Consider the following 21935-nt stretch of genomic DNA (forward strand, 5'->3'; position numbering starts at 1 on the left):
GGCGCCGGGGTCTTCCCGGCCTGGATTTCTCGCCCGTTGACGACTGTTAATCGCTGTGTATACTGACTATGCACAGACTGTGGTGCGTCAGGCCAACCGGCTATCAGGGCGGCTCAGGCGCTCAGGCCGCGGGTCGGTGCGAACACAAGCCTCTGCAACGCGGCTGAATCCCACCACCCAAGGGCTGCATGGATACCGATCTGCTGCTGTCGCCCCATTCGATCACGCCGATGTACGCGCAGATCATGGAGCAGGTGATCGCCAAGGTGATGGCGGGGGCGTGGAAGGCTGGTGCGCCTCTCCCCTCCATCCGCGAGCTGGCGGCGGGTAGCCGGGTCAGCGTGATCACGGTCAAGCGCGCGTACCTGGAGCTTGAACGCGCCGGCGTGATCGTCACGCGCCAGGGCAAGGGCTCGTTCGTTGCCGAGACCCTGGACGCGACACAGACGCTGGCCGCGCAGGAATTCCAATCCCAACTGGCCGGCTTGCTGGAGGCGGCCAGGAAGCTGGGGCTCGACGGGCGACAGGTCCTCGATCGCGTCGAGCAAGCGCTGTCCAGCGAGCCTGCCATGCCGAAGCCCACGAATCCCGACCGAAGGACACCCGAATGACACCCGCCATCGCGCTCGAAGGCGTGCGCAAGCAGTACGACGCATTCGCCCTGCACGATATCGATCTCGAACTTCCCGAGGGCCAGGTCATGGGCCTCGTGGGCGTCAATGGCGCCGGAAAATCCACCCTGCTGCGCATGCTGATGGGACTGGTCCGTGCCGATGGCGGCAGGGTCGAGGTGCTCGGCCAGTCGATGCCGCAGGCTCAGGTCGCGGTGAAGCGCGATATCGGCTACGCCTCCGACGACATGCGTCTGTATCGCGGGCAGACGCTGCGCTGGCACATGGATTTCGTCCGCAGCATCTATCCCGATTGGGACGAGGCCTACGCGCAGGACCTGCTGACGCGTTTCGACCTGCGGCCGCAGCAGGCGCTGGGCGGCTTTTCGCACGGGCAGCGGGTCAAGGCGCTGCTGTTGCTGATCTTCGCGCGCCATCCGCGCTTGCTGTTGCTGGACGAGCCGACCACCGGCCTGGACCCGGTCGCGCGCGGCGAGGTGCTGGACGCGCTGGCCGACGTGCTGCGCGATGAGGCGCGTTCGATCCTGTTCTCCTCGCACAACACCGCCGACATCGAGCAGATCGCCGATTCCATCACCTTCCTGCATGGCGGGCGGGTCGTTGCCTCGCGCGACAAGGAATCCTTCCTCGATGGCTGGCGACGGATCCTGTGCCGCGGCGAAGGGACGGATGCGATCCGCCGGCTGCCGGGCGTGGCCTCGGTCCGCGACAGCGCGCCGCTGGTCGAAGTGAAGACCGGCGCGTTCGATGCCGGCACGGTGCCCGCGCTGCAGTCGCTCGGGTTCGCCATCGAATCGGTCGAGCCGATGGCGCTGGAAGACATCTTCGTCACCACCGTCCGCGGAGGGAACAACGCATGAACTGGCTCGCATCCGATGGCGCGATGGTCCGCAAGCTGATCGTCAAGGACTGGCAGGTCTACCAGAAGCAACTCGCCGGCTTTCTCGGCGGCATGCTGCTGGCGCTGGGTCTGGTGGGCATGGGCACGCCGCTGCTGGCGTCGGCCGGTGCGCTGTTGCTGCTGGTGCTGCTGCTCGTGGTCGGGTCCTATGCCATCCAGTCCTCGGTGATGGCCGAGCGCAAGGAGCAGACGCAGCCCTTCATCATGAGCCTGCCGGTCACGCCGATGGACGTGTTCTGGGGCAAATTGCTAGCCAACCTGACGATCTTCCTGGTGCCGTTCCTGCTGGTCTGCGGCGGCCTGCTGGCGCTGGTGCTTGGCACGCCGCGCGCCGACGGCACGGTGCCGTGGCTGGTGGTGGTGGGGTTGTTCATGCTGGCCAATTTCTGCGTGTCGCTGTGCGTGGTGATCGCGGTGGATTCCGAAGGCTGGAACGTCTTCGCGATGCTGGCGCTGATGACGCTGATCGGTCCGTTCCTCTACTGGGTCAGCACCCTGCACGGCATCCGCGAACACCTGCAGGGCGACGCCATCGTCTGGAGTCCGCAGGTGCTGGCCCTGATCGGGGGCGAACTCGCCGTGATCGCGATCGCCATCCTTGCGGCCGGCTGGGTGCACGCGCGCAAGCGCTCCTTCCTCTAGGGCAACGATGTGGAAGGCGGCGATCGCGTTCACTCCCTGGACAACCTCCGCGCCCTGGCCATGCTGGCCGGCGTGGTCTTCCACGCGGCGCTCGCGTACAGCCCGGTGATGCGGCCGATCTGGCCCGCTGCGGATGCGGGCGGGTCGACGGTCGTCGATGCGGTGGCGTGGTTCATGCACGTGTTCCGCATGCCGCTGTTCTTCGCGCTCGCGGGGTACTTCGCGGCTCTGTTGGTGGCGCGTCGCGGCATGGCGGGCCTGTTCCGCAACCGTTGCGCGCGCGTGCTGTTGCCGCTGGTGGTGTTCGCCTGGCCAGTCCTCGCCAGCATGCGTTGGCTGACGGAACGGGCGGCGGAAACCGCACTCCAGCCATCGCCGGCCCTGGCGTGGATCCGCACCTACCTCGACCAGCATGGCGCCATGCCCTCGCTGCCGAGTTGGGGGCACCTGTGGTTCCTGTTCTACCTGATGCTGTTCACGCTGCTGGTGTGGATCACGTCGACCCTTGGCATGGGGCGGATCGGGCGCAGGCTCGCCGCAATGCCCGTGGCGGCATGGATCGTGGGGTTCCCGGTGCTGTCGGCACCCGCACTGGCGCTGGTCGGCGTGCCGTGGCCCGCACCGGAGTTCTTCGTGCCGGCGCTCTGGGCCCTGGTGTTCTTCGGGTTGTACTTCGCGTTCGGTTACCAGCTCTTCCACCACGACAGCCTGCTTGATCGCCTGCGGCCGCTGGCTCCCTTCCTGTTGGCGGGTGCGGTGGTTGCGTACGCCGCGTTGTTCCTGTGGACGCAGGGCTTCCTCGACGTGCCACCGTCCGCCGTACTGCGCGGCGTGCAAGCCTGGCTGGAAGCCTGCGCCGGTTTCTGGATGACGCTCTGGTGCCTGCTCGCTGCGCGGCGATGGCTGGGTTCGCGCAGCGCCACGATGCGCTGGTTCTCCGACAGCGCCTACTGGGTTTACCTCGTCCACCTGCCGGTCTTGCTCGCCGTCCAGTACCGGTTGTTGGATATGCCGCTGCACTGGATTGTTAAGTTCATGTCTTCAATCGTCATCACGCTGCTGGTGTCGTTCGTCAGCTACCAACTGCTGGTCCGGCACACGGTGATCGGCAGGTTGTTGAATGGAAAGGGGCGACCGTCCGTCAGTCGCGTTGCGATCAGCGGCACGGATACGGTGTGATCGCCGATCACGTCCAGCGATTCCAAGTGGTTGAATCGATGGATTCGCATGGGAATACGCAAATATTCCCGCAATTTCACGCTGCCTCCACGTACGCCAATCTTGGCTGAAGGTACGTTGCAGCACCGGCCGGAAACACGTCTATATTCCCAGCTCCCAGACGAAGGAGGATTGGAATGTTTACCAACAAGCGATTCATGACGACGGCGCGTGTGCTCGGTGTGGCGATGGTGGCAGGCGTGGCGCTCAGCGGCTGCGCCACCTATGACGACGAGTTCGCAGGCATCAACTCGCGCCTCGATCAGCTCGACACGAAGGTGCAGGGTGCGGCGCAGAGCGCCGATGCGGCGAATCAGTCGGCGCAGCAGGCCAACCAGCGCCTGGACCAGATCGAAGGCCGCGTGCGCCAGCTGGAATCGGCCCCGCGTCGCGTGCCGCGCGGCTGATCGCGCTTGCACGGTTCGTGAGGAATCGTGAGACCCAGACCCCGGCGGCCGCTTCTGGCCGCCGGGCTCTCTTCTGATAGTGGTTTTTGTTGTGAGGAACTGCGCCATTCGTACCTGCCTACATCCTGCGATCCGTGCCGCTTCCGGTGCGCTGCTGCTGACGCTGGCGTTTGCGAGCGCGGCGGCACCCAAGGCCGAGCGTGACGCCCAGCAAGAAGCGGCCGCTGCCGCCGACCAGCTTCCCGAAGGCCAGGACGTGTCCGACACGGTGATCGCGCTCGCGGGCTGGATCGTCGCGACCAACGACAGCCAGGGCTATCCCTTCGCAATCATCGACAAGGCGGCTGCGCAGATTTTGGTATTCGGTGGCGACGGCCGGCCTCGCGGCGCAGCCCCTGGACTCTTCGGATCGGCGGTCGGCGACCACACGGCGCCCGGCGTGGCCGGTCTTGCGCTGCGCGAGATCCCCGGCCGCGATCGCACGACCCCCGCAGGTCGCTTCGTGGGCGGGTTCGGTCCGTCCATCGACGCGGGACGCGTGCTGTGGGTGGACTACGAGTCCGCCGTCTCGATCCATCCGACCGCCACCGGCGTGCCGGCCGAGAAGCGCGTGGAACGCCTCGCATCGCCCACGCCCGACGACAATCGCATCACGCACGGCTGCATCAACGTGGCACCGGCGTTCTACGAGCAGATCATGCAGCCGACGTTCGAGAAGGGTGGGGTGTTCTACATCCTCCCGGACAAGGACTCGATCGAGGAAACCTTCCCGGAGTTCGCGCAGAGTCGCGCGGACTCGGCGGCAAACGCCGGCAAGAAGCGCGGACGTTCAGCCCGCAAGTGACGCGCGCGTCGGCGTAGTCCGCGTTCTCACGGCACACCCGCGGCGTTATACGGATTCATGGAGGGAGGCGCAGCGCGCCTCCCTTTTCATGTGCGCGACGAGCGGCGTCGCATGCATCGCTCACTCACGCGCCGTCGCAGCCGATAGGGGCGCGTGCCGGGGCCGCCTTCTTTTCCATCCCCGCGGATGTCGCTGCAGGTGGCGAGCGGTGTGCCAGGGTACGGCCGGGATGATCGGCAGGGTGGCGTTCGATGTCCCTGCATCCTGCGCGCCATACGCGCCGACATGGCGTGCCATAGGGCAGGGCGTGGCCTGTGATACCCCGGTGCATCACGCGCGATGCCGCGCCCTATGCACGGACACGCGTTTCGATATCAACGGACAGTCGCCGGGTCATGGCGCGCGATATCGGCGCATGTCGACGCAGACCTCCGCGGTATGACGGCACCTGCCCTTCGACAGGTCGCGCCATGCCTCTTGGTATCGCCGGGGATACCGGTTGGTATGCCCGGTCATGCAGGCACCGGTGTCGCACGATGATGCCGTGTATGGCGCGACAGATGATGCGTGTATCGCGCGGGTCGCACGGCACAAATGTTAGAGGATTCTCCGCGCGCAGCGGCCTACAGTGGAGGTGCTCGCCGGAGGGCGGGCGTTCCCATGACAAGGAGACAAGGACGCATCATGAGTCAGAACATCGTAGACATCACATTCGAAGACGAGGCGCTGGCCGATATCGACGTCGCGCTGGACACACTGAATGCCCGTTTGGGCGGTCTGGTGGCGCTGGACAAGGTCCAGCGGCGCAGGCTGCACAAGATGGGCGACAGGTCGGAGGCGTTCTGCCGGCTGGCCGTCGACGTGCTGACCAGCAATCCGCAGATCCTGCCGCCGACGTTCGACCTGCCGGCATTGCAGCGCGATGTGGCGGCGCTGGATGCATTGCGGGCGCGCACGGTGCTGGTGATGCGGTTGTACCAACGAATGCTGGACACCGAGACGGCGCTGGGCAGCGACATCATGTCGAACAGCGTGGAGGGGTATCAGCTGCTCAAGCTCGCCGGCAAGAGCGCGGGCCTGGACTCGTTGCGCAAGCAGCTCTCGACGCGCTTCAAGACCAAGCGGGCGAGGGGAGAGTCGGAAGAGGAGGCGCCGGTAGTAGGGAGTGGGGCGCCCGCGTAGGTGCCGAAGTTCTTCGAGTAAGTGCATGACAAAAGGGGGCCGTGGAGCCCCCTTTTGTTGTCTGTGGCGGGCGCTGAGATCGTTGAGGTGAGCTGCGAGTCCCGACGCGAGGAGGTCAGAGGCGTGCGGTGTTGGTCTCTACGTCGTGCGGCCTAGCCTATGGTCTTGGTCCGCGCGCTCGTGAGGGCAGCGGGTCCGGAGGCGCATGGACGGGGTGCCGGTTCGTGTTTAATCCAACGAGTTCAATCGCTTAGCGGTTTTCTGTGGCGGGTGGCGGAGGGCAAATCCTGGTGTCCCTGTCCCATGGATTCCCCATGGCCTAGGGCAGTGCGCGCCGACGTTGTAGCGAAAGCAGGGGTTTGTAACTGGGGCATCGCCATGAAAAGGATATTAGGTGTCGCTTTGGCCGCCGTTGTTGTTACAGGTTGTGCAGGGATCAAGATCCAGCCGATAGAAAAAAGTCGTGTAGGGGCGGGCAGCTGGGGAACAAAAGGTTCACCGGAAGGATACGTGGTTTATCACCCTCAACTCGTTCTTGAGATAGTTGAGAAACGCGATTGTGGCGACGACAAGGAATGCAAGAACCCGGCGTACAGCTGCGTCGCCAGCAAGCCATTCTATGTTCCAGACTTCAGCCGCCCTTATCAGATTACGTCGAGGGCGGGCTTGGGGAAGGCGGGATTGGACGTGTCGATCGTCGATGGCTGGCAGCTTTCCGGCATCAAAGACAATTCTGACAACACCGCATTTCTTGCAGGTTTATCAACCATCCTTAAGCCCCAAGGTCTTGATGGAACTACTGACAGATGCGCCGCAAAGGGTCTGTACACCCTTGATGCGGGAGGGGCGTGGGTCAAGCTTCAGGACTACTGAGCGTCAATATGGCGGGGCCGCAATGCCCCGCCAGCGTTTCATCATCCATACGACGGGCCTCTTCGATCCAATCCAGGGCTTCGCGGTGGCCTTCCTCGCTTTCCAGGGCGCGATCCATCAGGGGGCGCCCCGTCAGCGTGAGGTACTCGTCGAGGTCCGCAGGGGTGAGTCCGGCGGCCTCGGCGGCTTGGTGGAACAGGTGCCAACGCATCGTGCGCTTCTCGCGTTCGTAGCGCGACCAGAAGTCTGGAAGGACCTCCGCACCCGCACGTACGTGCTTGACTGGCTCTCCCGGGTTGCTGTCCTTGGGGGCAAGGCGCTTGGCGGCGGCGAGGAGCAGGTGTTCCATGTCCTCGCGCTCTACGGTCCCACTCGCCGCACGCCGTTGACGTGCACACCGATCCAGGGCGGCGGACAGTTCGCGGAGCGAGGCCTGGAGGTACGGATTCGGGTGGTCTTTGATCATCGTCCGACAGTGCACGGGCCGCGAACTGCGCCCATCCATCAAGGTAGACGTGTGGCGGGGCCATTTCCCTATGGTGATGGGCGCGATATCGCCCATCGCGACGAACCCATGTTCCCGAACTGAGCCCGCGGCCGCTGCCCCGGCACGCAGTGGCGGATCGGGAACGACTGGGGGCCGGGATGCCTTACCCAGTGGGCAGACGTCAGCGAGCGTGCGCGTTCTGCGCGCTGCGGGGTCAAGTTACGTCGTCTTGTTAGGCAGGCCCAGCCACCCTAAGATCGAGCCGCACCAGGGGGATGGCCAGCGAAACGGTGCACTACGGTGCGCTGCGGGCAGGGTGTATAGCCGGACCAAGATCGGGCCATCAGGTAGTTGGGCACTACTACGGGGAAATCATGCGCTATCTGCTGCTTGCAACGGGACTTGCACTCTCAAGCGTCACGCCACCTGTGCTCTCCAAGGGAAATCAAACGAAGCCGCCACTCAACCAGGCCGAGCTTAGGCAATGCGTGTCTCTGGACGATGATATGGAACGCCAGAGGAAGGCTTACAACGTCCAGGTGAGGGAGAGTAACGATCTCGTCAAACAACAAGGGCAGATCCGCGGTGAACTCGATCAGATGAAAATGGCCATCGAGGCCGGCGAAAGTTTTCGCATGGATGCTTACAACGCAAAGATCGAAGAGCACAACGAAATCGGCGAGCGACACGACGAGTACAAATTGCGGATGGCTGAAATATCAGAGACGCAGCGTCTGGCGGCAGAGCAATACAATCGCACGTGTGCAGGAAGGACATTCCTCAACGCCGACCTGCTCAAGATCAAACGGCCAAAGAAGTAGCACCCAACAGTTCGTTCAAGCGGAACCCGCTTCGCGGGTCGGTTTGACGCAGGGATAGCGGATGGTTTGCAGCGATAGGTTGGGGGGGCTTACGAGGCCCAATGCCGGGATGTCGTAAGTTGCGCGATGTTGAGCTCTAGTTCGCTCGGTCCAGCCCTTGGTCTTTTGACCCCCGCTATTGGTTGGCTTGTTAGCTGGGCTCCATCGACCTAGTATCGAAACTCCTCATCTGATAGGCAGTCATACGGTGTGCTGTGGAGGATTCGTTTATCCGGATCCAGGGGTCCGGTCAATAAGTGGTTAGGCCTCATGGAGAATTATCGATGCTTCCAGAAGAGTTGGTAGAGTCATTTAAGGCGAGCCTGTTTAGAGGTCACTACAACCTGCTGCTCGGTAGTGGTGCGTCGCTGGACAGCACAAACTCGAAGGGCGAGCCGCTTCTTTCAGCTAGCAATCTGACAAAGAAGCTCTGTGAAGTGAAAGGCGTATCCGCAACAACTTCTCTGTCACGTGTTTCTCTCCTGCTTTCACCAGACGAGATCACGACTCACCTCACTGAGCCCTATTTGAACTGTAGTCCTGGCGCTACGGCCTTCGCAGTTGCGCGTCATGTTTGGCGTTCCATATACACCTTCAATATTGATGATGTGCTTGAGAATGCGTACGGGTCGGCACAAGCAAGGCAGACCGCTGTGCCGCACAATTTTGACGAACAGTACGAGACGTCATCGAACCTCGGTACTGTTGGGGTTGTACATCTACATGGATTTGTCAGGAAGCCGGAAAGCGGATATGTGTTTTCCACTGCTGACTACGGGCGCGTCACAAGGGAGCTCAATCCATGGATGCACGTGCTCTCTGAGATACTTGAAACCGAGCCATTTGTCCTTGCTGGCACGAGTCTCAATGAACCTGACCTAGAGTACTACCTTCAAGGTAGAACGCCTTCTTCGCAAAGAAGCAATCGCGGGCCATCGCTGCTAATCGAACCATTTCCGGATGCTGTTACAAGAAAACTCTGCGACCTTCACGGCCTGACGCTTGTCAAGACAACGCTGCACGATTTTTTAATCTGGGTAGAGGAAGTGTTCGGGCCCTCCCCATCCCCCTCCGCATTGATAGTTCCGTCTCTGTCGCAAGTTTTTTCTCAATCCTTGCATCCTTCCGCGCAAGTGGAATTCTTCAGCTCTTTTGAGTTGGTGAAACAAGCTAGTGCAAATCCGGATGGAGAGATCTCGCCCTTCTTTTACGGTTCGGCACCAAGGTGGTCCGATTTCGAGTCAAACTTGGACCTCCCTGTTGATCTGGAAATTGAGCTAACGGCATCTTTAAAGAACTACTTAAACGACTTTCGGCCGAAGAAAGATTTCTTCCTTGTTCTGGGATCATCTGGGTCTGGAAAAACGACGCTAGTACGTCGATCAGCCTATTCGTTGGCAATGGATGGGCTGCTCATTTTCAATCTTTCCGGAAAAGCATCAATAGATCTTGAGAACACTAGGCAAGCATTGTCGGCTCTTACCAAGCCTGCCCTACTGCTCATAGATAGTTTTGCAGACCATGCTACGAGCATCTTGTCGGTAGTATTGGATCTGCCAAATAAAGTTCCGCTCGCGATTCTCGTGGCGGATAGAGACTACCGAGCGGATCACATTAGACGAGTGTTCGGAAGTATCAAACCGATCGAATTTCATGTGCCAAATTGGAATGCAATTCAGTATGCTGACCTTATTGAGAAGTATCGCCAATCCGGTCTAGTGGGCTCGAAAGATGCTCTTCGAAACCCCAGTAAGTTTGGAAGTATGCTCACTAACGATTCGGTTGCGGTGGCCGGCTGCAGGATATTGAATGACTTCAAGCCTCTTGAGCAGATAATTCGCTCAGTGTTGGATGATGCTAGCGCTGACGAGCAAAAGAGTTACGGGATTGCTGCGCTTTCGGAATATTGCTACTCAGGTGGAGTTTCCTATTCTGTTCTGAAGCGTGCCCATCGCAATGATGGCCTCAATGCTCAGCTACTTAGCGCGGTTGCCCTCCCTCTTGCATACTCATCGGACGGCGACTACGTATTGCCACTTAACCCGATACTTGGCGAAAGAATTCTGCAAGTACTTTCAAAAAGCAGACCGCAACTGCTGTCCACTATGTTTCAGCACTTGGCGCTCGCATTGGCTCCTTACGTGAATCGCCGCGCTATCGTGAGGCGGACTCCTGAGGCTAGGCTTTCTGGTCGCCTGTTTAGCGCGGAAGGTGTTGTAAAGCCTTTGCTTGGCGATCACTCTGAGAGCTTCTTTGTCGCGGTGAAGGATCGTTGGGAATGGAACTCGAGATACTGGGAGCAGAGAGCGCTGCTCTTGCAAGAAACCGATCTCCCGCAAGCAATTCAGTTCGCGCGTCATGCGGTTGCTATTGAAGACCACCCGTTCCCCAAAACAACGCTAGCTTCGCTTCTCACACGCGAGCTTGAGGGTGAAGGGGTGCCAACTGCTGAAAAGCTGGAGATGATTACAGGTCTTCTAGACGATGCTCTGAAAGGCGAGCAGCGTAGAGGTTGGCGACCTACCCCCCATCCTTACGCTGTTCTGTTCAGGGCAATTGAGATTAGTTTGCGCAAGGGCGTATCCCCATCTCACAGGAGTCGTGAGCGTGCACTCGGACATGCCGAGAAGTGCCGCCAGTTCTTTCCGCGAGACGATGCTCTTCTCGTGTCTGTGGATAGGGCGCTGGGACTGATGGCTGCGGCATAAAACTTCGATCAAGCTGAAGAAACTTCGTGGCGTCTTACGCGTACGCAGCTTTTAACGGGTACCTGGCCTAGCTGTCGTTGAATGTCGCCTACGGCTCGAGTCCACCCTGCGGAGTGCTCAGGCCCCACAAACGAAAAAACCCTGGAGGTCCAGGGTTTGATCTTGGTGCCGGAGGTGGGACTCGAACCCACACGCTTTTAAGGGCGGCGGATTTTGAGTCCGCTGCGTCTACCATTCCGCCACTCCGGCGCGGACGCGAAGTATAGCCGAGCAAGGCCTCCCGCTGACAGAGCGGGAGCGTGCAGGGCTCAATTGACCTGGTCGGTGCCCAACAGGCGCTCGCCGCGGCGCTGCCAGCCGCTGGTGCCTGCGTCTTCTTCCGGCGTGTAGATGCCGCAGCGGACCATCGTGCGCTGGTAGACATGCAGACTGACCGCCACCGCCTTGTCGCTGGGGTTGCGGATGGTGTGGTACTCGTGCGGCGGGATCAGGCTGCCGGCCGAACCCGTGCCGGCCTCGATCGTGCCGGCCGGGATGAAGCGGTAGCGCACCTCGTCGTGCTCGGCCAACTCGTACTGGGTGATTTCCAGCCGGCCGCGCCACACGCCTTCCACGCACCACATGCCCGAATGATCGTGGATCTTCGTGCCCTGGCCGGGGCCCCAGGTCATCGCGATGACGCTGTAACCGTGCTCCGGGCTGGTGTACAGCTCGCGGCGCGCGTAGTGGTCGGAGATCGGTTCCAGCACGCAGGCCGGCAGGCGCACGTCCTCGTCGCAGATCAGTTCGCACAGCGACTTGCGCAGCGCATCGGTGATGGCGCGGTCGTCACCCAGGGCAACGGCGGCATCCAGCGAGGCGACCAGTTTGTCGGCGCCGGGGAAATCGAGGGTCATGGCATGGCCCGGGTCAGGAAGTGGGGCCATTTTAGCCGCCCGGGCCGGGGAGGGCGTCGTGCGGTGCGGAAATGGTCTGCTTTTCCTGAAGCGGGGGGTCAGATCCCCGCCAGGAAGTCCCGCACCGCCGGCCCGAACCGGTCGTAGTCCACCAGGAAGGCGTCGTGGCCCTGGGGCGATTCCAGTGGCAGGAACTCCGCCTGCGCACCGCCGGCGGCCAGCCCGTCGGCGATCTGCTGCTGCTGTTGCAGCGGGAACAGGATGTCCGTGGTGGCGCCGATGGCCAGCGCCCGCTGCACCCGCAGCTTGGCCAGGCCCTTTTCCACGCCTCCGTCGGCGTACTCCGCCAGGTCGAACCAGTCCATCGACCGGCTCAGGTAGAGATAGCAGTTGGGATCGAAGCGGCGCACGAACCGGCGCGCATGGCCCTCCAGATAGCTCTCCACCTGGAACTCCAGGCCGAACGGCTCCTCGTCCGGACGGTCCGACTCCAGCCGCACGCGGCCGAAGCGGCCATCCCACTCCAGCGCCGAGCGGTAGGTGATCACGCCCAGCTTGCGCGCCATGCGCATGCCGGACTCCGGATAGGTGTCGTCGTCGTACTGGCCGTGGTTCCAGTGCGGATCCAGGCGGATCGCCTCGCGCTGCAGCGAGCGGATCGCGATGGAGAACGGCAGCGCCTGCGCACTGCCGGAAATGTTGATGTGCGTGCGCGCGGCGCCTGGATGCAGCAGCAGGTAGGCCAGCGCCGTCATGCCGCCCATCGAATTGCCGATGATGCAGGCCAACTGCTCGATGCCCAGCCCGCGCACCACGTCGAAGGCGGCATTCGCGCCGTCTTCCACCGACAGCTCGGGGAAGTCGAGACGGTACAGCGCGCCGGTATCCGGATTGATCGAGGCCGGCCCGGTGGAACCCTTGCAGCTGCCGAGCGAGTTCACACAAACCACGAACCACCGATCCGTGTCGATCGGCTTGCCCGGGCCCAGCATCGGCTCCCACCAACCTTCCTCCGGATTGCCGGGATTGCGGGCGGCATGCGCGTCGGGCGACAACCCGGTGACGATCAGCACCGCGTTGTCGCGGCGTTCGTTCAACGAACCCCAGGTTTCGTACGCCACCCGCGCCCCGTGCAGCTCGCCGCCACGCTTCATGCGGAACGGCGAGGGCAGGGGATGGAAACGGGTGCCGGGGGGGATGAATTCGGTCATCCGGGCAGTGTAGGCAATGCCGCCCGGCGATGCCATTTCACCGCTGCATCGCGGTGTTGCGTGCGCTTACGGCACCACGCGGTCGATCGTCAGCGTGTAGGCGGTGCCGGGCTTCACGTCGGCGGTGATGGCGGTGGCTTCCAGGTCGCCGGCGGTCGCGGTGGCGGCGCCGCCCTTGGAGATGCGCGCCACCAGTTGCACCTGCGGCAGCTGCGAGAGCTTCAGCGTCGGCATCGGGCTGTCGCCGTCGCTCAGCGCGACCGTCATCGGGAATACGGCCACCGGCAGGCGCTTGGCCGCGACCGGCATCGGCGGGCCGCCGACCTGGCGGGCGAACACGAACAGCGTATCGCCTGGCGCCAGTTTGTCCTTCAGGGCAGGTGCGAGGTCGACCGTCACCGTCAGCAGTGCAGGCGATGCGTCGACCGCAGGCGCCGCATCGGCGAGCGGCGGCAGGCCGGCTTCGGCGCGCGCTTCGTTGATCTGCGTGCGCAGCGTGGCGGCGGTGTTGGGATCCACCTGGGCCAGCAGCGGCTCCCAGGTCTTCGCGGCCTCGGCGGGCTTGCCTTCCTGGCGCTGGGCCAGGCCGACGAACCACGCGGCGCGCTGGTGCCCCGGATTGATCTGGCGCGCGCGGTCCAGCAGCGCCATCGCCTGCGCATCGAGCTTGCGGTCGGCGTTGTTGAACAGGCGGGCCTGCGCGGCTTCCACCAGCAGGTCGGCGTCGTCGGGCATCAACTGCACCGCGCGCTCGAACGCCTTCTGCGCATCGCCATAACGCTGCAGCGCCGCGTAGGACTTGCCGAGCAGGCGCCAGCCCTCGGGTTCGTTGGGCTTCTTCTTCAGTTCGGCTTCGAGCTGGCCGATGGCTTCCTCCAGCGTGGCGGGGCCGGGCGCGGTGGCCTGCGGTTCCAGCGCGGCGGGCGTGCCGACCACGCGGTACAGCGCGAAGGTGGCGATGCCGAGCGCGACCACGCCACCGATCACCAGGGGCTTGGCGGTGCGCCACAACGGCCACAGCACGGCCAGCAGCACGGCGATGGACAGCACGATGGCGAGGATCACGAAGGTGGTCATCACCACTCCTGGTCGGTGTCGTCGGTGGTCGGGGCCGGCTGCTTCGCGCGGCGCGCGACGATGCGCCCCACCCACACGCCGCCGGCGAGCAGCATCAACAGCGGACCGAACCAGAGGATGTAGGTGCCGGGGGCGACGTCGGGCTTGTACAGCACGAACTCGCCGTAGCGGTCGACCAGGAACTGCTTCACCTGCGCGTCGTCCTTGCCCTGGCGCATCAGGTCCAGCACTTCGCGGCGCAGGTCGTGGGCGATCTGCGCGTTGGAATCGGCCAGCGACTGGTTCTGGCACATCACGCAGCGCAGTTCGGCGGTGAGCGCGTGGAAGCGGGCTTCCTCGGCATCGTCGCGGAACTGCAGCGGCGTGGGGTCGCTGGCCTGGGCGAAGGCGGGCGCGGCGACGGCGACCAGCATGGCCAGCAGCAGTGCACGCAGCAGGAGGACGGGAGAGATGTTCATCGGCCGGCTTCGATCTTCTCCAGCGCGGGAATCAGCTGGTGGTCGATGATGGCCTGGTCGATGGCGCCGACGTGCTTCCAGCGGATCACGCCGTTGCCGTCGACGAGGAAGGTTTCCGGCGCGCCGTAGATGCCCCAATCGATCGCGGCGCGCCCTTCCACGTCGGCGATGACCATCATGTACGGGTTGCCGAATTGCTCGAGCCAGCGCAGCGCATCGGGGCGCTCGTCCTTGAGGTTGTAGCCGATGAAGCGCACGCGTTTGGTCAATGCGAACCGTGTGAGGATCGGATGTTCGACACGGCACTCCGGGCACCAGCTGCCCCATACGTTCATCACGTAGGGCTGGCCGGCGAGGTCGGCGTTGGTGACGCGCTTGGTGGGCTCGTGCAGCAGCGGCAGCGCGAACGCGGGCGCCGGCTTGCCGATCAGCGGCGAGGGCAACGCATCGCGGCCGGCACGGTCGGATTGCTTCACACCGTAGTACAGCAGGCCCATCAGGCCGACGAAGAACAAGCCGATGATGACCAGCGCGAAGGTCAGCGCGCCGCGCGAGCGCGGCGGCGACGGCGGGAGTTCGGAAGCGTTGTTCATGCGGGGCGCGCCTCGGATGTCTTGTGGTTCCGGAACCGGCGATCGGCGGCGGTGACGAAGCCGCCCAGCGCCATCAGGGCGGCGCCCAGCCAGATCCAGCGGACGAAGGGTTTGATGTGGACGCGCAGCGACCAGGCGCCGTCGCCGAGCGGCTCGCCGATGGCGACGTAGACATCGCCGAGCACGCCCGGGCGGATGCCGGCTTCGGTCATCACCTGGCCGCCGCTGGCGTACGCGCGCTTCTCGGGGTGCAGCAGCGTCACCGGCGTGCCGTTGCGCAGGACCTGCACGTGGCCGCGGTCGGACAGGTAGTTGGGGCCCTGGGTTTCATCGACGCCCTGGAAGTGGAAGCCCCAGCGGCCGACCTCGACGGTCTGGCCCGGCTTCACCGCCAGTTCGCGCTGCACGTTGAGCGCCTCCACCAGCAACGCACCGACGAGGAACACCGCGATGCCGGTGTGCGCGAGCGTCATGCCGAGCATTTCCGGGGTGAAGCGGCCATTGGCGCGCAGGCGCGACCAGATGAAGCGCACGGTGCCCAGGCCGACCCATGCCGCGCCGAGGATGCCGGCGGCCGCCTTGAGCTTGCCCTGCGGGGCGACGAAGTACGCGACCACGGCCAGCACGATGGCCAACAGCGCCCACGGCAGCAGCATCGCACCAAGGCGGGAAGCCTTGTCGCGCTGCCACTTGGTGAGCGGGCCGAACGGCACCAGCGCCACCAGCGGCGCCATCAGCACGATGAACAACAGGCTGAAGTAGGGCGGGCCGACCGAGATCTTGCCCAGGTCCAGCGCATCGGCGATCAGCGGGTACAGCGTGCCCAGCAGGATCATCGCGCAGGCGGCGGTCAGCAGCAGGTTGTTGGCCAGCAGCAGCGTCTCGCGCGAGTTGGCGGCGAAGTACGACTTCGCCGAAGCATCGTCATCGGCCAGCTGCGGCGCGCGCCACGCGTACAGCAGCAGCGAGCTGCCGATCACGATGCCGAGGAAGATCAGGATGAAGACGCCGCGACTCGGGTCTGCGGCGAACGCATGCACGCTGGTGATCACGCCCGAACGCACCAGGAACGTGCCCAGCAGCGACAGCGAGAACGCGGCGATGGCGAGCAGCAGCGTCCAGCCGCGGAAGGTGCCGCGCTTCTCGGTGGCCGCCTGCGAATGGATCAGCGCCGCGCCGACCAGCCACGGCATGAAGCTGGCGTTCTCGACCGGATCCCAGAACCACCAGCCGCCCCAGCCCAGCTCGTAGTACGCCCACCAGCTGCCCAGCGCGATGCCGAGGGTGAGGAAGCCCCAGGCGACGTTCGTCCACGGACGCGTCCAGCGCAGCCAGCGCGCATCCACGCGGCCATCGAGCAACGCGGCGATCGCGAACGCGAACGGCACCACGAAGCCCACGTAGCCCACGTACAGCAGCGGCGGATGAATGATCATCCCCGGGTCCTGCAGCAGCGGGTTGAGGTCGCGGCCTTCGCCCGGCGACGGCAGCAGGCGGATGAAGGGGTTGGAGGTAAAGATCAGGAAGGCGAGGAAGCCGACCGCGACCACGCCCATCACGCCAAGCACGCGCGCCATCACCACGTCCGGCAGTCCGCGCGAGAACAGCGCCACTGCGCCCGTCCAGATCGCCAGCACCAGCGCCCACAGCAGCAGCGAACCTTCGTGCGACCCCCACACGGCGGTGTAGCGGTAGACCATCGGCAGCAGCGAGTTGGAGTTGTCGGCGACGTACTTCACCGAAAAATCCTGCTGCACGAACGCGACGGTCAGCGCGATGAAGGCCAGCATCACCAGCCACAACTGCGCATAGGCGGCCGGGCGCGCGATGTCCATCCAGGCGGCCTTGCCGCGGTGCGCGCCGGCCAGTGGCAGCAGCGCCTGCAGCACGGCGGTGAGCAGCGCGAGGATCAGCGCGATTTGTCCGAGTTCAGGCAGCATGGTGAGTCCCGTGCTTCCCGCCGGATGCGGGAAGGAAATGGGCGACGGAGGCCCGGATCAATTCGCCGGCCCCGTCGGTGCGGCCTGCACGTCGTGCTTCTGGTGCGCCTTGCCCATCTTGTCGGCGACTTCCTTGGGCATGTAGGTCTCGTCGTGCTTGGCCAGCACGTCTTCGGCGACGAACACGCCGTCCTGCATCGTGCCGGTGGCGACCACGGCCTGGCCCTCGCGGAACAGGTCCGGGAGGATCTTCTCGTAGCGCACGGTGAGCTGCGCATCGCCGTCGGTGACGCGGAACTGCGACACCAGCGAACCGGTCTCGCGCTTGAACGAACCTTTCTCGACCATGCCGCCGAGGCGGAAGCGGGCGCGCTCGCTGGCATCGCCGCGCAGCACTTCGGCCGGGGTGTAGAGGTAGGCCACGTTGCGCTGCAGGGCCATCGCGATCAGCGCGGTGGCGGCACCGGCGACCAGCAGGGCCAGCAGCACGAACAACAGGCGGCGGCGACGGACGGGATTCATGCGGTCAGCGTTCCAGGTCGGCGGGGGCGGCGTTGCGACGGGTCTCGCGCGATGCGCGCAGGCGGGCGGCGCGCAGTTCGCGGCGCACCTGCAGGCGCGGCGCGAGGAAATCCCACGCCAGCACGAGGGCGAACACGGCGTAGGCGCCGATGACGTATTCGAGGTAGGTCACGGCGTGGCTCCCTTGGTGGCGGCGAGCTTGGCGACCCAGTCCTTGCCGGCTTCGCGACGCAGGTTGTCCGCGCGGGCGCGCGCCAGCAGCGAGCCGGCGAACCAGAACTTGGTCGCCACCACCATCAGCACCAGCGGCAGCACCATGCTGCTGTCCATGCTGGACTCGCCGAACACGCGGATGGTCTGGCCCTGGTGCAGCGAGTTCCACCACACCACGGAGTAGCGGATCACCGGCAGGATCGCCACGCCGACGATGGCCAGCAGGCCGGCGGCGCGCGCGGCGTTGCGGCGGTCATCGATGGCGCCGTACAGGCCCATCACGCCGAGGTAGAGGAACAGCAGGATGAGTTCGGTGGTCAGGCGCGGGTCCCAGTCCCACCACGTGCCCCACATCGGCTTGCCCCAGATGCTGCCGGTGGCCAGGGTGATGATGGTGAACGCCGCGCCGGTGGGCGCGCACGCCATCGCGAGGATCTCGCACAGCTTGATCCGCCAGATCAGCGCGATGGCCGCGTAGAACGCCATCAGGCCGAACACGAACATGCTCATCCACGCGCTCGGCACGTGGATGTAGAGGATGCGGAAGCTGTCGCCCTGCTGGTAGTCGGCCGGGGCCACGAACAGCGCCTGCCACAGGCCCACGCCCAGCAGCACGATGGCGGCGAGGTAGCACCACGGCGTCCAGCGCGCCGCGAAGCGGTCGAAGTAGGGCGGCGAGCCGAGTTGGTGGAACCAGCGGACGAGTGGATTCATGCGCAGCGTCGGTCTTCAGGTCAGGGCGATGCGGATCGCCGCGGCGGCGGCCAGCGGGGCGAGCAGCAACGACAGCAGCAGGCCGGCGGCCAGCCAGAGGAGGGCGCCGGAGGCATCCAGGCCTTGCGCGTTGGCGGCCACGGCGCCCGCGCCGAACACCAGCACCGGCACGTACAGCGGCAGCGCCAGCAGGGCCACAAGGATACCAGAGCGTCTCATGCCGACCGTCAGGGCGGCGACCACCGCACCCAGCAGGCTCAGCAGCGGCGTGCCCAGCGCGAGCGTGGCGAGCAGCATCGGCAGGTCGCTGCGCGGCAGGTGCAGCATCTCGCCCAGCAGTGGCGCGGCGAGCACCAGCGGCAGGGCGGTGGTGGCCCAGTGGGTCAACACGCGCACCAGCACCAGCCAGGCCAGCGGCACGGGGGCGAGGATCCATTGTTCGAGCGAACCGTCCTCGGCATCGCCGCGGAACAGCGTGTCCAGCGACAGCAGCCCGGCCAGCAGCACCGCGACCCACAGCACGGCGGGCGCGACCTTCGACAGCGCCTGCGGCGAGGTGCCGAGGCCGAGGGCGAACAGTACGACGACCAACAGCGCGAACAGCGCCGGCTGCAGCGCATCGCCACGGCGGCGCCACAGCAACTGCACGTCGCGCACGATCAGCGCACGGGCGGTCTGGAAGAGCGAAGGCGCCGCGTTCATGCAGGGCGCTCCAGCAGCAGCATGCGGGTCTGCACCGGCGGGGCGGCATACGCGCCATGCGTGGTGACCAGCGCGGCACCGCCATCGCGCAGGTGCGCGGAGATCATCCGGTTGACCAAGGTGATGCCGTCCAGGTCGAGGTTGGCGTAGGGCTCGTCCAGCAGCCACAGTGGCGAGGGCGACAGCCACAGGCGGGCCAGCGAGAGACGCTTCTTCTGGCCGGCGGAGAGCTGCCGCGCCAGGGCGTCCTCGTAGCCGGCCAGCCCGACCATGGCCAGCGCATTACCCGGCATCTGGCGTGCGCGCCGCCCGTGCAGGCCGCAGAGGAAGTTGAGGTTCTCCAGCGCGCTCAGATCGCCTTTCAGCGCCGGCAGGTGGCCCAGATAGGCCATGGCGTGGGCGCGGCGTGCGGGGCCAGCGGGATGGCCATCGATGTCGATATGGCCCGCATCCGCGCGGAGCAGGCCGGCCAGCACGCGCAGCAGGGTGGTCTTGCCGACGCCGTTGCCGCCTTGCACCAGCAGGGCCTCGCCCGCATCCACGGCGAAATCCAGCGGCCCGAACACCGGTTCGTCGTTGCGCGAGAACGCCAGGCCCTGGGCGGACAGCAACGGCGGATGGGAAGGAGCGGCGTCGGTCATCGGATCGGGCGTTCCCGGGCGGGAGGCTGGGGTGTCCTGGGGCTCAGCCGCCCATTCTAAACGGTGTCACCCGTCAGGCCGCCTGCGACATACGGTCGCGCCCCGCGAGGCCCCGTCCTAGCCCACCCAATCCGTGTGCGGGTCGCCATCGGCGCTGGCCGGGCGCGGCCACATCATCCGCAGGCGGACCGGCTCGCCCGCGCTCCAGCAGAGGGTGCCGCCCTGGCCGAATTCCCGTGCCAGCGCGTCGGCCTGGGCCAGCGTGGCATCCAGCACCAGGCAGCCGTACTCGACCATCCCACCGCGGTTGTCGCAGCCCAGCGCCGGGTGCAGCACCAGCCCCAGCGCCTGCACGCGCGCTTCCAGCCGAGCCTGCGCGGCGTCGTTGTCCGCGCGCAACGCCTCGCCGGGCGGTGGATTCCACGCGGTGATGAACAGATAGCGGTCCGCCATGACCTGGCGTTCGACCTCGGGGGCGGACAGGCCCGTGCAGAACAGCCATTCCTTGCGGCCGATGGTGACGAAGTAGTGCGCCGCGGCCCAGGCGATCGCCAGCCGCGCGCGCTCGGCGTCGGAGACTTCCCCGTTCGCGGCGCCGTCGGCAGGAACGCTGTGTTCGGCCATGGCCGCATCATCGCGCGTAACGTCGAGCGCGTACACTCCGTGCTCCCCCTCCGCCGAGTACCTGAACCGGGATGTTCCAGCCGCAGACCAAGCTGCCCAAGGTGGGCACCACCATCTTCACCGTGATGTCGCAGCTCGCCGCCGAGCACGGCGCGGTCAACCTGGGGCAGGGCTTCCCGGATTTCGCGGTGCCGCAGCGGCTGGTGGACGAACTGGACGCCGCCATGCGCGCCGGCCACAACCAGTACGCGCCGATGACGGGCGTGGCGCCGCTGCGCCAGGCCATCGCCGAGAAGGTGCTGCGCTGCTACGGCCGCGAGGTGAACCCCGACACCGAGATCACCGTGACCAGCGGTGCGACCGAAGCGCTGTTCAATGCCATCCACGCGGTGGTGCGCCCGGGCGAAGAAGTCATCGTGCTGGACCCGGCCTACGACAGCTACGAACCGGCGATCGACCTGGCCGGTGCGCGCGCCGTGCACGTGCCGCTGGACCCGCAGACCTTCGCGGTGGACTGGGACCGCGTGCGCGCCGCGATCACCCCGCGCACCCGCCTGCTGATCGTCAACAGCCCGCACAACCCGTCCGGCGCGATGTTCGACGAAACGGACATCCGCGCGCTGGCCGCGCTGCTGGAAGGCACCGGCATCTACCTGATTTCCGACGAGGTCTACGAGCACATCGTGTTCGATGGCCGCCGCCATGAATCGATCCTGCGGTATCCCGAGCTGGCCGCGCGCGCCTTCGTCGTCTCCAGCTTCGGCAAGACCTACCACTGCACCGGCTGGAAGATCGGCTACGCCATCGCGCCGCCGGCGTTGAGCGCGGAGTTCCGCAAGGTCCACCAGTACAACGTGTTCTGCACGTTCGCGCCGGCGCAGCACGCCTTCGCCGCGATGATCCGGCAGGAACCGGAGCACTACGAGCAACTGGGCGCTTTCTACCAGGAGAAGCGCGACCGCTTCCGCGAGCAGCTGCTCGGCACGAAGTTCGTGCCGCTGACGGTGCCGGGCGGCTATTTCCAATTGGTCGATTATTCGGCGGTCAGCGACCTGCCGGATGCCGAGTTCGTGAAGTGGTTGACCGTCGAGCATGGCGTCACCGCGATCCCGCTGTCCCCGTTCTACGAAACGCCGCCGGCCGGCCAGCGCCTGGCGCGCCTGTGCTTCGCCAAGAACGAGGCGACGCTGGATGCGGCGATCGCGCGGTTGAAGAACTTGTAGGCCTCTCCCTGCGGAGGCTCAAGGAGGAGGCTCTATGGACGTGTTCTGGACATTGGTTCGATGGGTCGGCATCGCGCTCGGGATGCTGGTCGCCGTCCATGGCGTGATCGGACTGGCCGCCACCCTATGGTGGCCGCGGCTGCTCAAGCGGCGACTGTTCAACGAGCGCGTGATCGGGCGAGGACCCTGGGCGCGGGAACGTCTACTGTTCTTTTTCGCGTGGGGCATCTCGTGGGGCACCTATCTGGTGCTCAGTCTGGGGGAGCTGGCGTCGCATGGAATGCGGATGACGTTGATCGTCGTCAGCACCGTGCTGGTCTACTTCGCCTTCATCCGAAAGTACACTTGAGCGCATTCATTCAACGAT

25 protein-coding genes and 1 tRNA gene are annotated in these 21935 nt (G+C 65.1%); 12 read left to right on the forward strand and 14 right to left on the reverse strand.

Going from position 1 to position 21935, the window contains the following annotated elements:
• Nucleotides 1-188: 188 nt before the first annotated feature.
• The 8 genes from ACSION_RS08680 to ACSION_RS08715 all read left to right on the forward strand — a co-directional run bounded on the left by ACSION_RS08680 (nucleotide 189) and on the right by ACSION_RS08715 (nucleotide 6699).
• Nucleotides 189-611: a GntR family transcriptional regulator gene (locus tag ACSION_RS08680; RefSeq protein ID WP_435305655.1), complete on the forward strand. Its 423-nt coding sequence runs from the start codon at nucleotides 189-191 to the stop codon at nucleotides 609-611.
• Nucleotides 608-1492, forward strand: coding sequence for an ABC transporter ATP-binding protein (locus ACSION_RS08685; RefSeq protein WP_435305656.1), 885 nt, complete (start codon nucleotides 608-610; stop codon nucleotides 1490-1492). Before ACSION_RS08680 ends, ACSION_RS08685 begins: the two co-directional genes overlap by 4 nt.
• Nucleotides 1489-2175: an ABC-2 transporter permease gene (locus ACSION_RS08690; RefSeq protein ID WP_435305657.1), complete on the forward strand. Its 687-nt coding sequence runs from the start codon at nucleotides 1489-1491 to the stop codon at nucleotides 2173-2175. Before ACSION_RS08685 ends, ACSION_RS08690 begins: the two co-directional genes overlap by 4 nt.
• Before the next feature lie 9 nt (nucleotides 2176-2184).
• The gene (locus ACSION_RS08695) at nucleotides 2185-3354 is read left to right on the forward strand and encodes an acyltransferase family protein (RefSeq protein WP_435305658.1); all 1170 of its coding nucleotides are present in this window, start codon (nucleotides 2185-2187) and stop codon (nucleotides 3352-3354) included.
• Between the two features lie 176 nt (nucleotides 3355-3530).
• Nucleotides 3531-3800, forward strand: a complete 270-nt coding sequence (locus ACSION_RS08700; RefSeq protein ID WP_093490678.1) for a hypothetical protein — start codon at nucleotides 3531-3533, stop codon at nucleotides 3798-3800.
• Nucleotides 3801-3957: 157 nt separating this feature from the next.
• Nucleotides 3958-4644 (forward strand): hypothetical protein, encoded by a 687-nt coding sequence (locus ACSION_RS08705; protein WP_435306684.1) that lies wholly within the window; start codon nucleotides 3958-3960, stop codon nucleotides 4642-4644.
• 684 nt (nucleotides 4645-5328) lie between these two features.
• On the forward strand, nucleotides 5329-5826 hold the full coding sequence (locus tag ACSION_RS08710; RefSeq protein WP_435305659.1) for a hypothetical protein: 498 nt from the start codon (nucleotides 5329-5331) through the stop codon (nucleotides 5824-5826).
• 327 nt (nucleotides 5827-6153) lie between these two features.
• Entirely contained in the window at nucleotides 6154-6699 is a 546-nt protein-coding gene (locus ACSION_RS08715; RefSeq protein WP_435305660.1) for a hypothetical protein, read from the forward strand.
• Here ACSION_RS08715 and ACSION_RS08720 read toward each other — a convergent pair.
• Entirely contained in the window at nucleotides 6680-7048 is a 369-nt protein-coding gene (locus tag ACSION_RS08720; protein WP_435305661.1) for a hypothetical protein, read from the reverse strand. The genes ACSION_RS08715 and ACSION_RS08720 overlap by 20 nt on opposite strands.
• Nucleotides 7049-7560: 512 nt before the next feature.
• On the opposite strand from ACSION_RS08720, the gene ACSION_RS08725 reads away from it, so the two are divergent.
• Nucleotides 7561-8007 (forward strand): hypothetical protein, encoded by a 447-nt coding sequence (locus ACSION_RS08725; protein WP_435305662.1) that lies wholly within the window; start codon nucleotides 7561-7563, stop codon nucleotides 8005-8007.
• Between the two features lie 323 nt (nucleotides 8008-8330).
• On the forward strand, nucleotides 8331-10754 hold the full coding sequence (locus tag ACSION_RS08730) for an SIR2 family protein (protein WP_435305663.1): 2424 nt from the start codon (nucleotides 8331-8333) through the stop codon (nucleotides 10752-10754).
• A gap of 163 nt (nucleotides 10755-10917) precedes the next feature.
• Here ACSION_RS08730 and ACSION_RS08735 read toward each other — a convergent pair.
• The 13 genes from ACSION_RS08735 to ACSION_RS08795 form a co-directional block, all read right to left on the reverse strand.
• A tRNA-Leu gene (locus ACSION_RS08735) sits at nucleotides 10918-11003 on the reverse strand.
• A gap of 59 nt (nucleotides 11004-11062) precedes the next feature.
• Nucleotides 11063-11650: a cysteine dioxygenase family protein gene (locus ACSION_RS08740; protein WP_093490683.1), complete on the reverse strand. Its 588-nt coding sequence runs from the start codon at nucleotides 11648-11650 to the stop codon at nucleotides 11063-11065.
• A gap of 98 nt (nucleotides 11651-11748) precedes the next feature.
• Nucleotides 11749-12861 carry a homoserine O-acetyltransferase MetX gene (gene metX, locus ACSION_RS08745; RefSeq protein WP_435305664.1) on the reverse strand — a complete coding sequence of 371 codons (1113 nt, stop codon included), beginning with the start codon at nucleotides 12859-12861 and terminating at the stop codon, nucleotides 11749-11751.
• A gap of 66 nt (nucleotides 12862-12927) precedes the next feature.
• Entirely contained in the window at nucleotides 12928-13938 is a 1011-nt protein-coding gene (locus ACSION_RS08750; protein ID WP_435305665.1) for a tetratricopeptide repeat protein, read from the reverse strand.
• On the reverse strand, nucleotides 13938-14396 hold the full coding sequence (locus ACSION_RS08755) for a cytochrome c-type biogenesis protein (protein WP_435305666.1): 459 nt from the start codon (nucleotides 14394-14396) through the stop codon (nucleotides 13938-13940). Before ACSION_RS08755 ends, ACSION_RS08750 begins: the two co-directional genes overlap by 1 nt.
• Nucleotides 14393-14893: a DsbE family thiol:disulfide interchange protein gene (locus tag ACSION_RS08760; RefSeq protein WP_435306685.1), complete on the reverse strand. Its 501-nt coding sequence runs from the start codon at nucleotides 14891-14893 to the stop codon at nucleotides 14393-14395. The genes ACSION_RS08755 and ACSION_RS08760 overlap by 4 nt, the downstream gene beginning before the upstream one ends.
• Before the next feature lie 92 nt (nucleotides 14894-14985).
• Entirely contained in the window at nucleotides 14986-16929 is a 1944-nt protein-coding gene (locus ACSION_RS08765; RefSeq protein ID WP_435305667.1) for a heme lyase CcmF/NrfE family subunit, read from the reverse strand.
• 57 nt (nucleotides 16930-16986) lie between these two features.
• Nucleotides 16987-17451: a cytochrome c maturation protein CcmE gene (ccmE, locus tag ACSION_RS08770; protein WP_093490689.1), complete on the reverse strand. Its 465-nt coding sequence runs from the start codon at nucleotides 17449-17451 to the stop codon at nucleotides 16987-16989.
• A gap of 4 nt (nucleotides 17452-17455) precedes the next feature.
• Entirely contained in the window at nucleotides 17456-17623 is a 168-nt protein-coding gene (locus tag ACSION_RS08775; RefSeq protein ID WP_056880890.1) for a heme exporter protein CcmD, read from the reverse strand.
• Complete coding sequence (locus tag ACSION_RS08780; protein WP_435305668.1) at nucleotides 17620-18378, reverse strand: heme ABC transporter permease; 759 nt, start codon at nucleotides 18376-18378, stop codon at nucleotides 17620-17622. Before ACSION_RS08780 ends, ACSION_RS08775 begins: the two co-directional genes overlap by 4 nt.
• Before the next feature lie 15 nt (nucleotides 18379-18393).
• Entirely contained in the window at nucleotides 18394-19080 is a 687-nt protein-coding gene (ccmB, locus tag ACSION_RS08785; RefSeq protein ID WP_435305669.1) for a heme exporter protein CcmB, read from the reverse strand.
• Nucleotides 19077-19721 (reverse strand): heme ABC exporter ATP-binding protein CcmA, encoded by a 645-nt coding sequence (gene ccmA, locus ACSION_RS08790; protein ID WP_435305670.1) that lies wholly within the window; start codon nucleotides 19719-19721, stop codon nucleotides 19077-19079. The genes ccmB and ccmA overlap by 4 nt, the downstream gene beginning before the upstream one ends.
• Nucleotides 19722-19838: 117 nt before the next feature.
• Entirely contained in the window at nucleotides 19839-20345 is a 507-nt protein-coding gene (locus ACSION_RS08795; protein WP_435305671.1) for a DUF3293 domain-containing protein, read from the reverse strand.
• Between the two features lie 71 nt (nucleotides 20346-20416).
• Here ACSION_RS08795 and ACSION_RS08800 point away from each other — a divergent pair, with 71 nt between their 5' ends.
• Together ACSION_RS08800 and ACSION_RS08805 are read left to right on the forward strand one after the other, a co-directional pair.
• On the forward strand, nucleotides 20417-21568 hold the full coding sequence (locus tag ACSION_RS08800; RefSeq protein ID WP_435305672.1) for a pyridoxal phosphate-dependent aminotransferase: 1152 nt from the start codon (nucleotides 20417-20419) through the stop codon (nucleotides 21566-21568).
• 34 nt (nucleotides 21569-21602) lie between these two features.
• Nucleotides 21603-21917 (forward strand): hypothetical protein, encoded by a 315-nt coding sequence (locus tag ACSION_RS08805; RefSeq protein WP_435305673.1) that lies wholly within the window; start codon nucleotides 21603-21605, stop codon nucleotides 21915-21917.
• Nucleotides 21918-21935 lie beyond the last annotated feature (18 nt).

The organism is Pseudoxanthomonas sp. LjRoot125 (genome assembly GCF_964252705.1).
GTDB lineage: Bacteria > Pseudomonadota > Gammaproteobacteria > Xanthomonadales > Xanthomonadaceae > Pseudoxanthomonas_A.

What these genes read in the sequence shown, in the direction of transcription:
- ACSION_RS08685 (WP_435305656.1), top strand. Translation starts at nt 608, where the DNA reads ATGACACCCGCCATCGCGCTCGAAGGCGTGCGCAAGCAGTACGACGCA.
- ACSION_RS08680 (WP_435305655.1), top strand. Translation starts at nt 189, where the DNA reads ATGGATACCGATCTGCTGCTGTCGCCCCATTCGATCACGCCGATGTAC.
- ACSION_RS08710 (WP_435305659.1), top strand. Translation starts at nt 5,329, where the DNA reads ATGAGTCAGAACATCGTAGACATCACATTCGAAGACGAGGCGCTGGCC.
- ccmA (WP_435305670.1), bottom strand. Translation starts at nt 19,721, where the DNA reads ATGACCGACGCCGCTCCTTCCCATCCGCCGTTGCTGTCCGCCCAGGGC.
- ACSION_RS08740 (WP_093490683.1), bottom strand. Translation starts at nt 11,650, where the DNA reads ATGACCCTCGATTTCCCCGGCGCCGACAAACTGGTCGCCTCGCTGGAT.
- ACSION_RS08725 (WP_435305662.1), top strand. Translation starts at nt 7,561, where the DNA reads ATGCGCTATCTGCTGCTTGCAACGGGACTTGCACTCTCAAGCGTCACG.
- ccmE (WP_093490689.1), bottom strand. Translation starts at nt 17,451, where the DNA reads ATGAATCCCGTCCGTCGCCGCCGCCTGTTGTTCGTGCTGCTGGCCCTG.
- ACSION_RS08730 (WP_435305663.1), top strand. Translation starts at nt 8,331, where the DNA reads ATGCTTCCAGAAGAGTTGGTAGAGTCATTTAAGGCGAGCCTGTTTAGA.
- ACSION_RS08800 (WP_435305672.1), top strand. Translation starts at nt 20,417, where the DNA reads ATGTTCCAGCCGCAGACCAAGCTGCCCAAGGTGGGCACCACCATCTTC.
- ccmB (WP_435305669.1), bottom strand. Translation starts at nt 19,080, where the DNA reads ATGAACGCGGCGCCTTCGCTCTTCCAGACCGCCCGTGCGCTGATCGTG.
- ACSION_RS08700 (WP_093490678.1), top strand. Translation starts at nt 3,531, where the DNA reads ATGTTTACCAACAAGCGATTCATGACGACGGCGCGTGTGCTCGGTGTG.
- ACSION_RS08765 (WP_435305667.1), bottom strand. Translation starts at nt 16,929, where the DNA reads ATGCTGCCTGAACTCGGACAAATCGCGCTGATCCTCGCGCTGCTCACC.
- ACSION_RS08750 (WP_435305665.1), bottom strand. Translation starts at nt 13,938, where the DNA reads ATGACCACCTTCGTGATCCTCGCCATCGTGCTGTCCATCGCCGTGCTG.
- ACSION_RS08755 (WP_435305666.1), bottom strand. Translation starts at nt 14,396, where the DNA reads ATGAACATCTCTCCCGTCCTCCTGCTGCGTGCACTGCTGCTGGCCATG.
- ACSION_RS08690 (WP_435305657.1), top strand. Translation starts at nt 1,489, where the DNA reads ATGAACTGGCTCGCATCCGATGGCGCGATGGTCCGCAAGCTGATCGTC.
- ACSION_RS08795 (WP_435305671.1), bottom strand. Translation starts at nt 20,345, where the DNA reads ATGGCCGAACACAGCGTTCCTGCCGACGGCGCCGCGAACGGGGAAGTC.
- ACSION_RS08720 (WP_435305661.1), bottom strand. Translation starts at nt 7,048, where the DNA reads ATGGAACACCTGCTCCTCGCCGCCGCCAAGCGCCTTGCCCCCAAGGAC.
- ACSION_RS08760 (WP_435306685.1), bottom strand. Translation starts at nt 14,893, where the DNA reads ATGGGCCTGCTGTACTACGGTGTGAAGCAATCCGACCGTGCCGGCCGC.
- metX (WP_435305664.1), bottom strand. Translation starts at nt 12,861, where the DNA reads ATGACCGAATTCATCCCCCCCGGCACCCGTTTCCATCCCCTGCCCTCG.
- ACSION_RS08805 (WP_435305673.1), top strand. Translation starts at nt 21,603, where the DNA reads ATGGACGTGTTCTGGACATTGGTTCGATGGGTCGGCATCGCGCTCGGG.
- ACSION_RS08780 (WP_435305668.1), bottom strand. Translation starts at nt 18,378, where the DNA reads ATGAATCCACTCGTCCGCTGGTTCCACCAACTCGGCTCGCCGCCCTAC.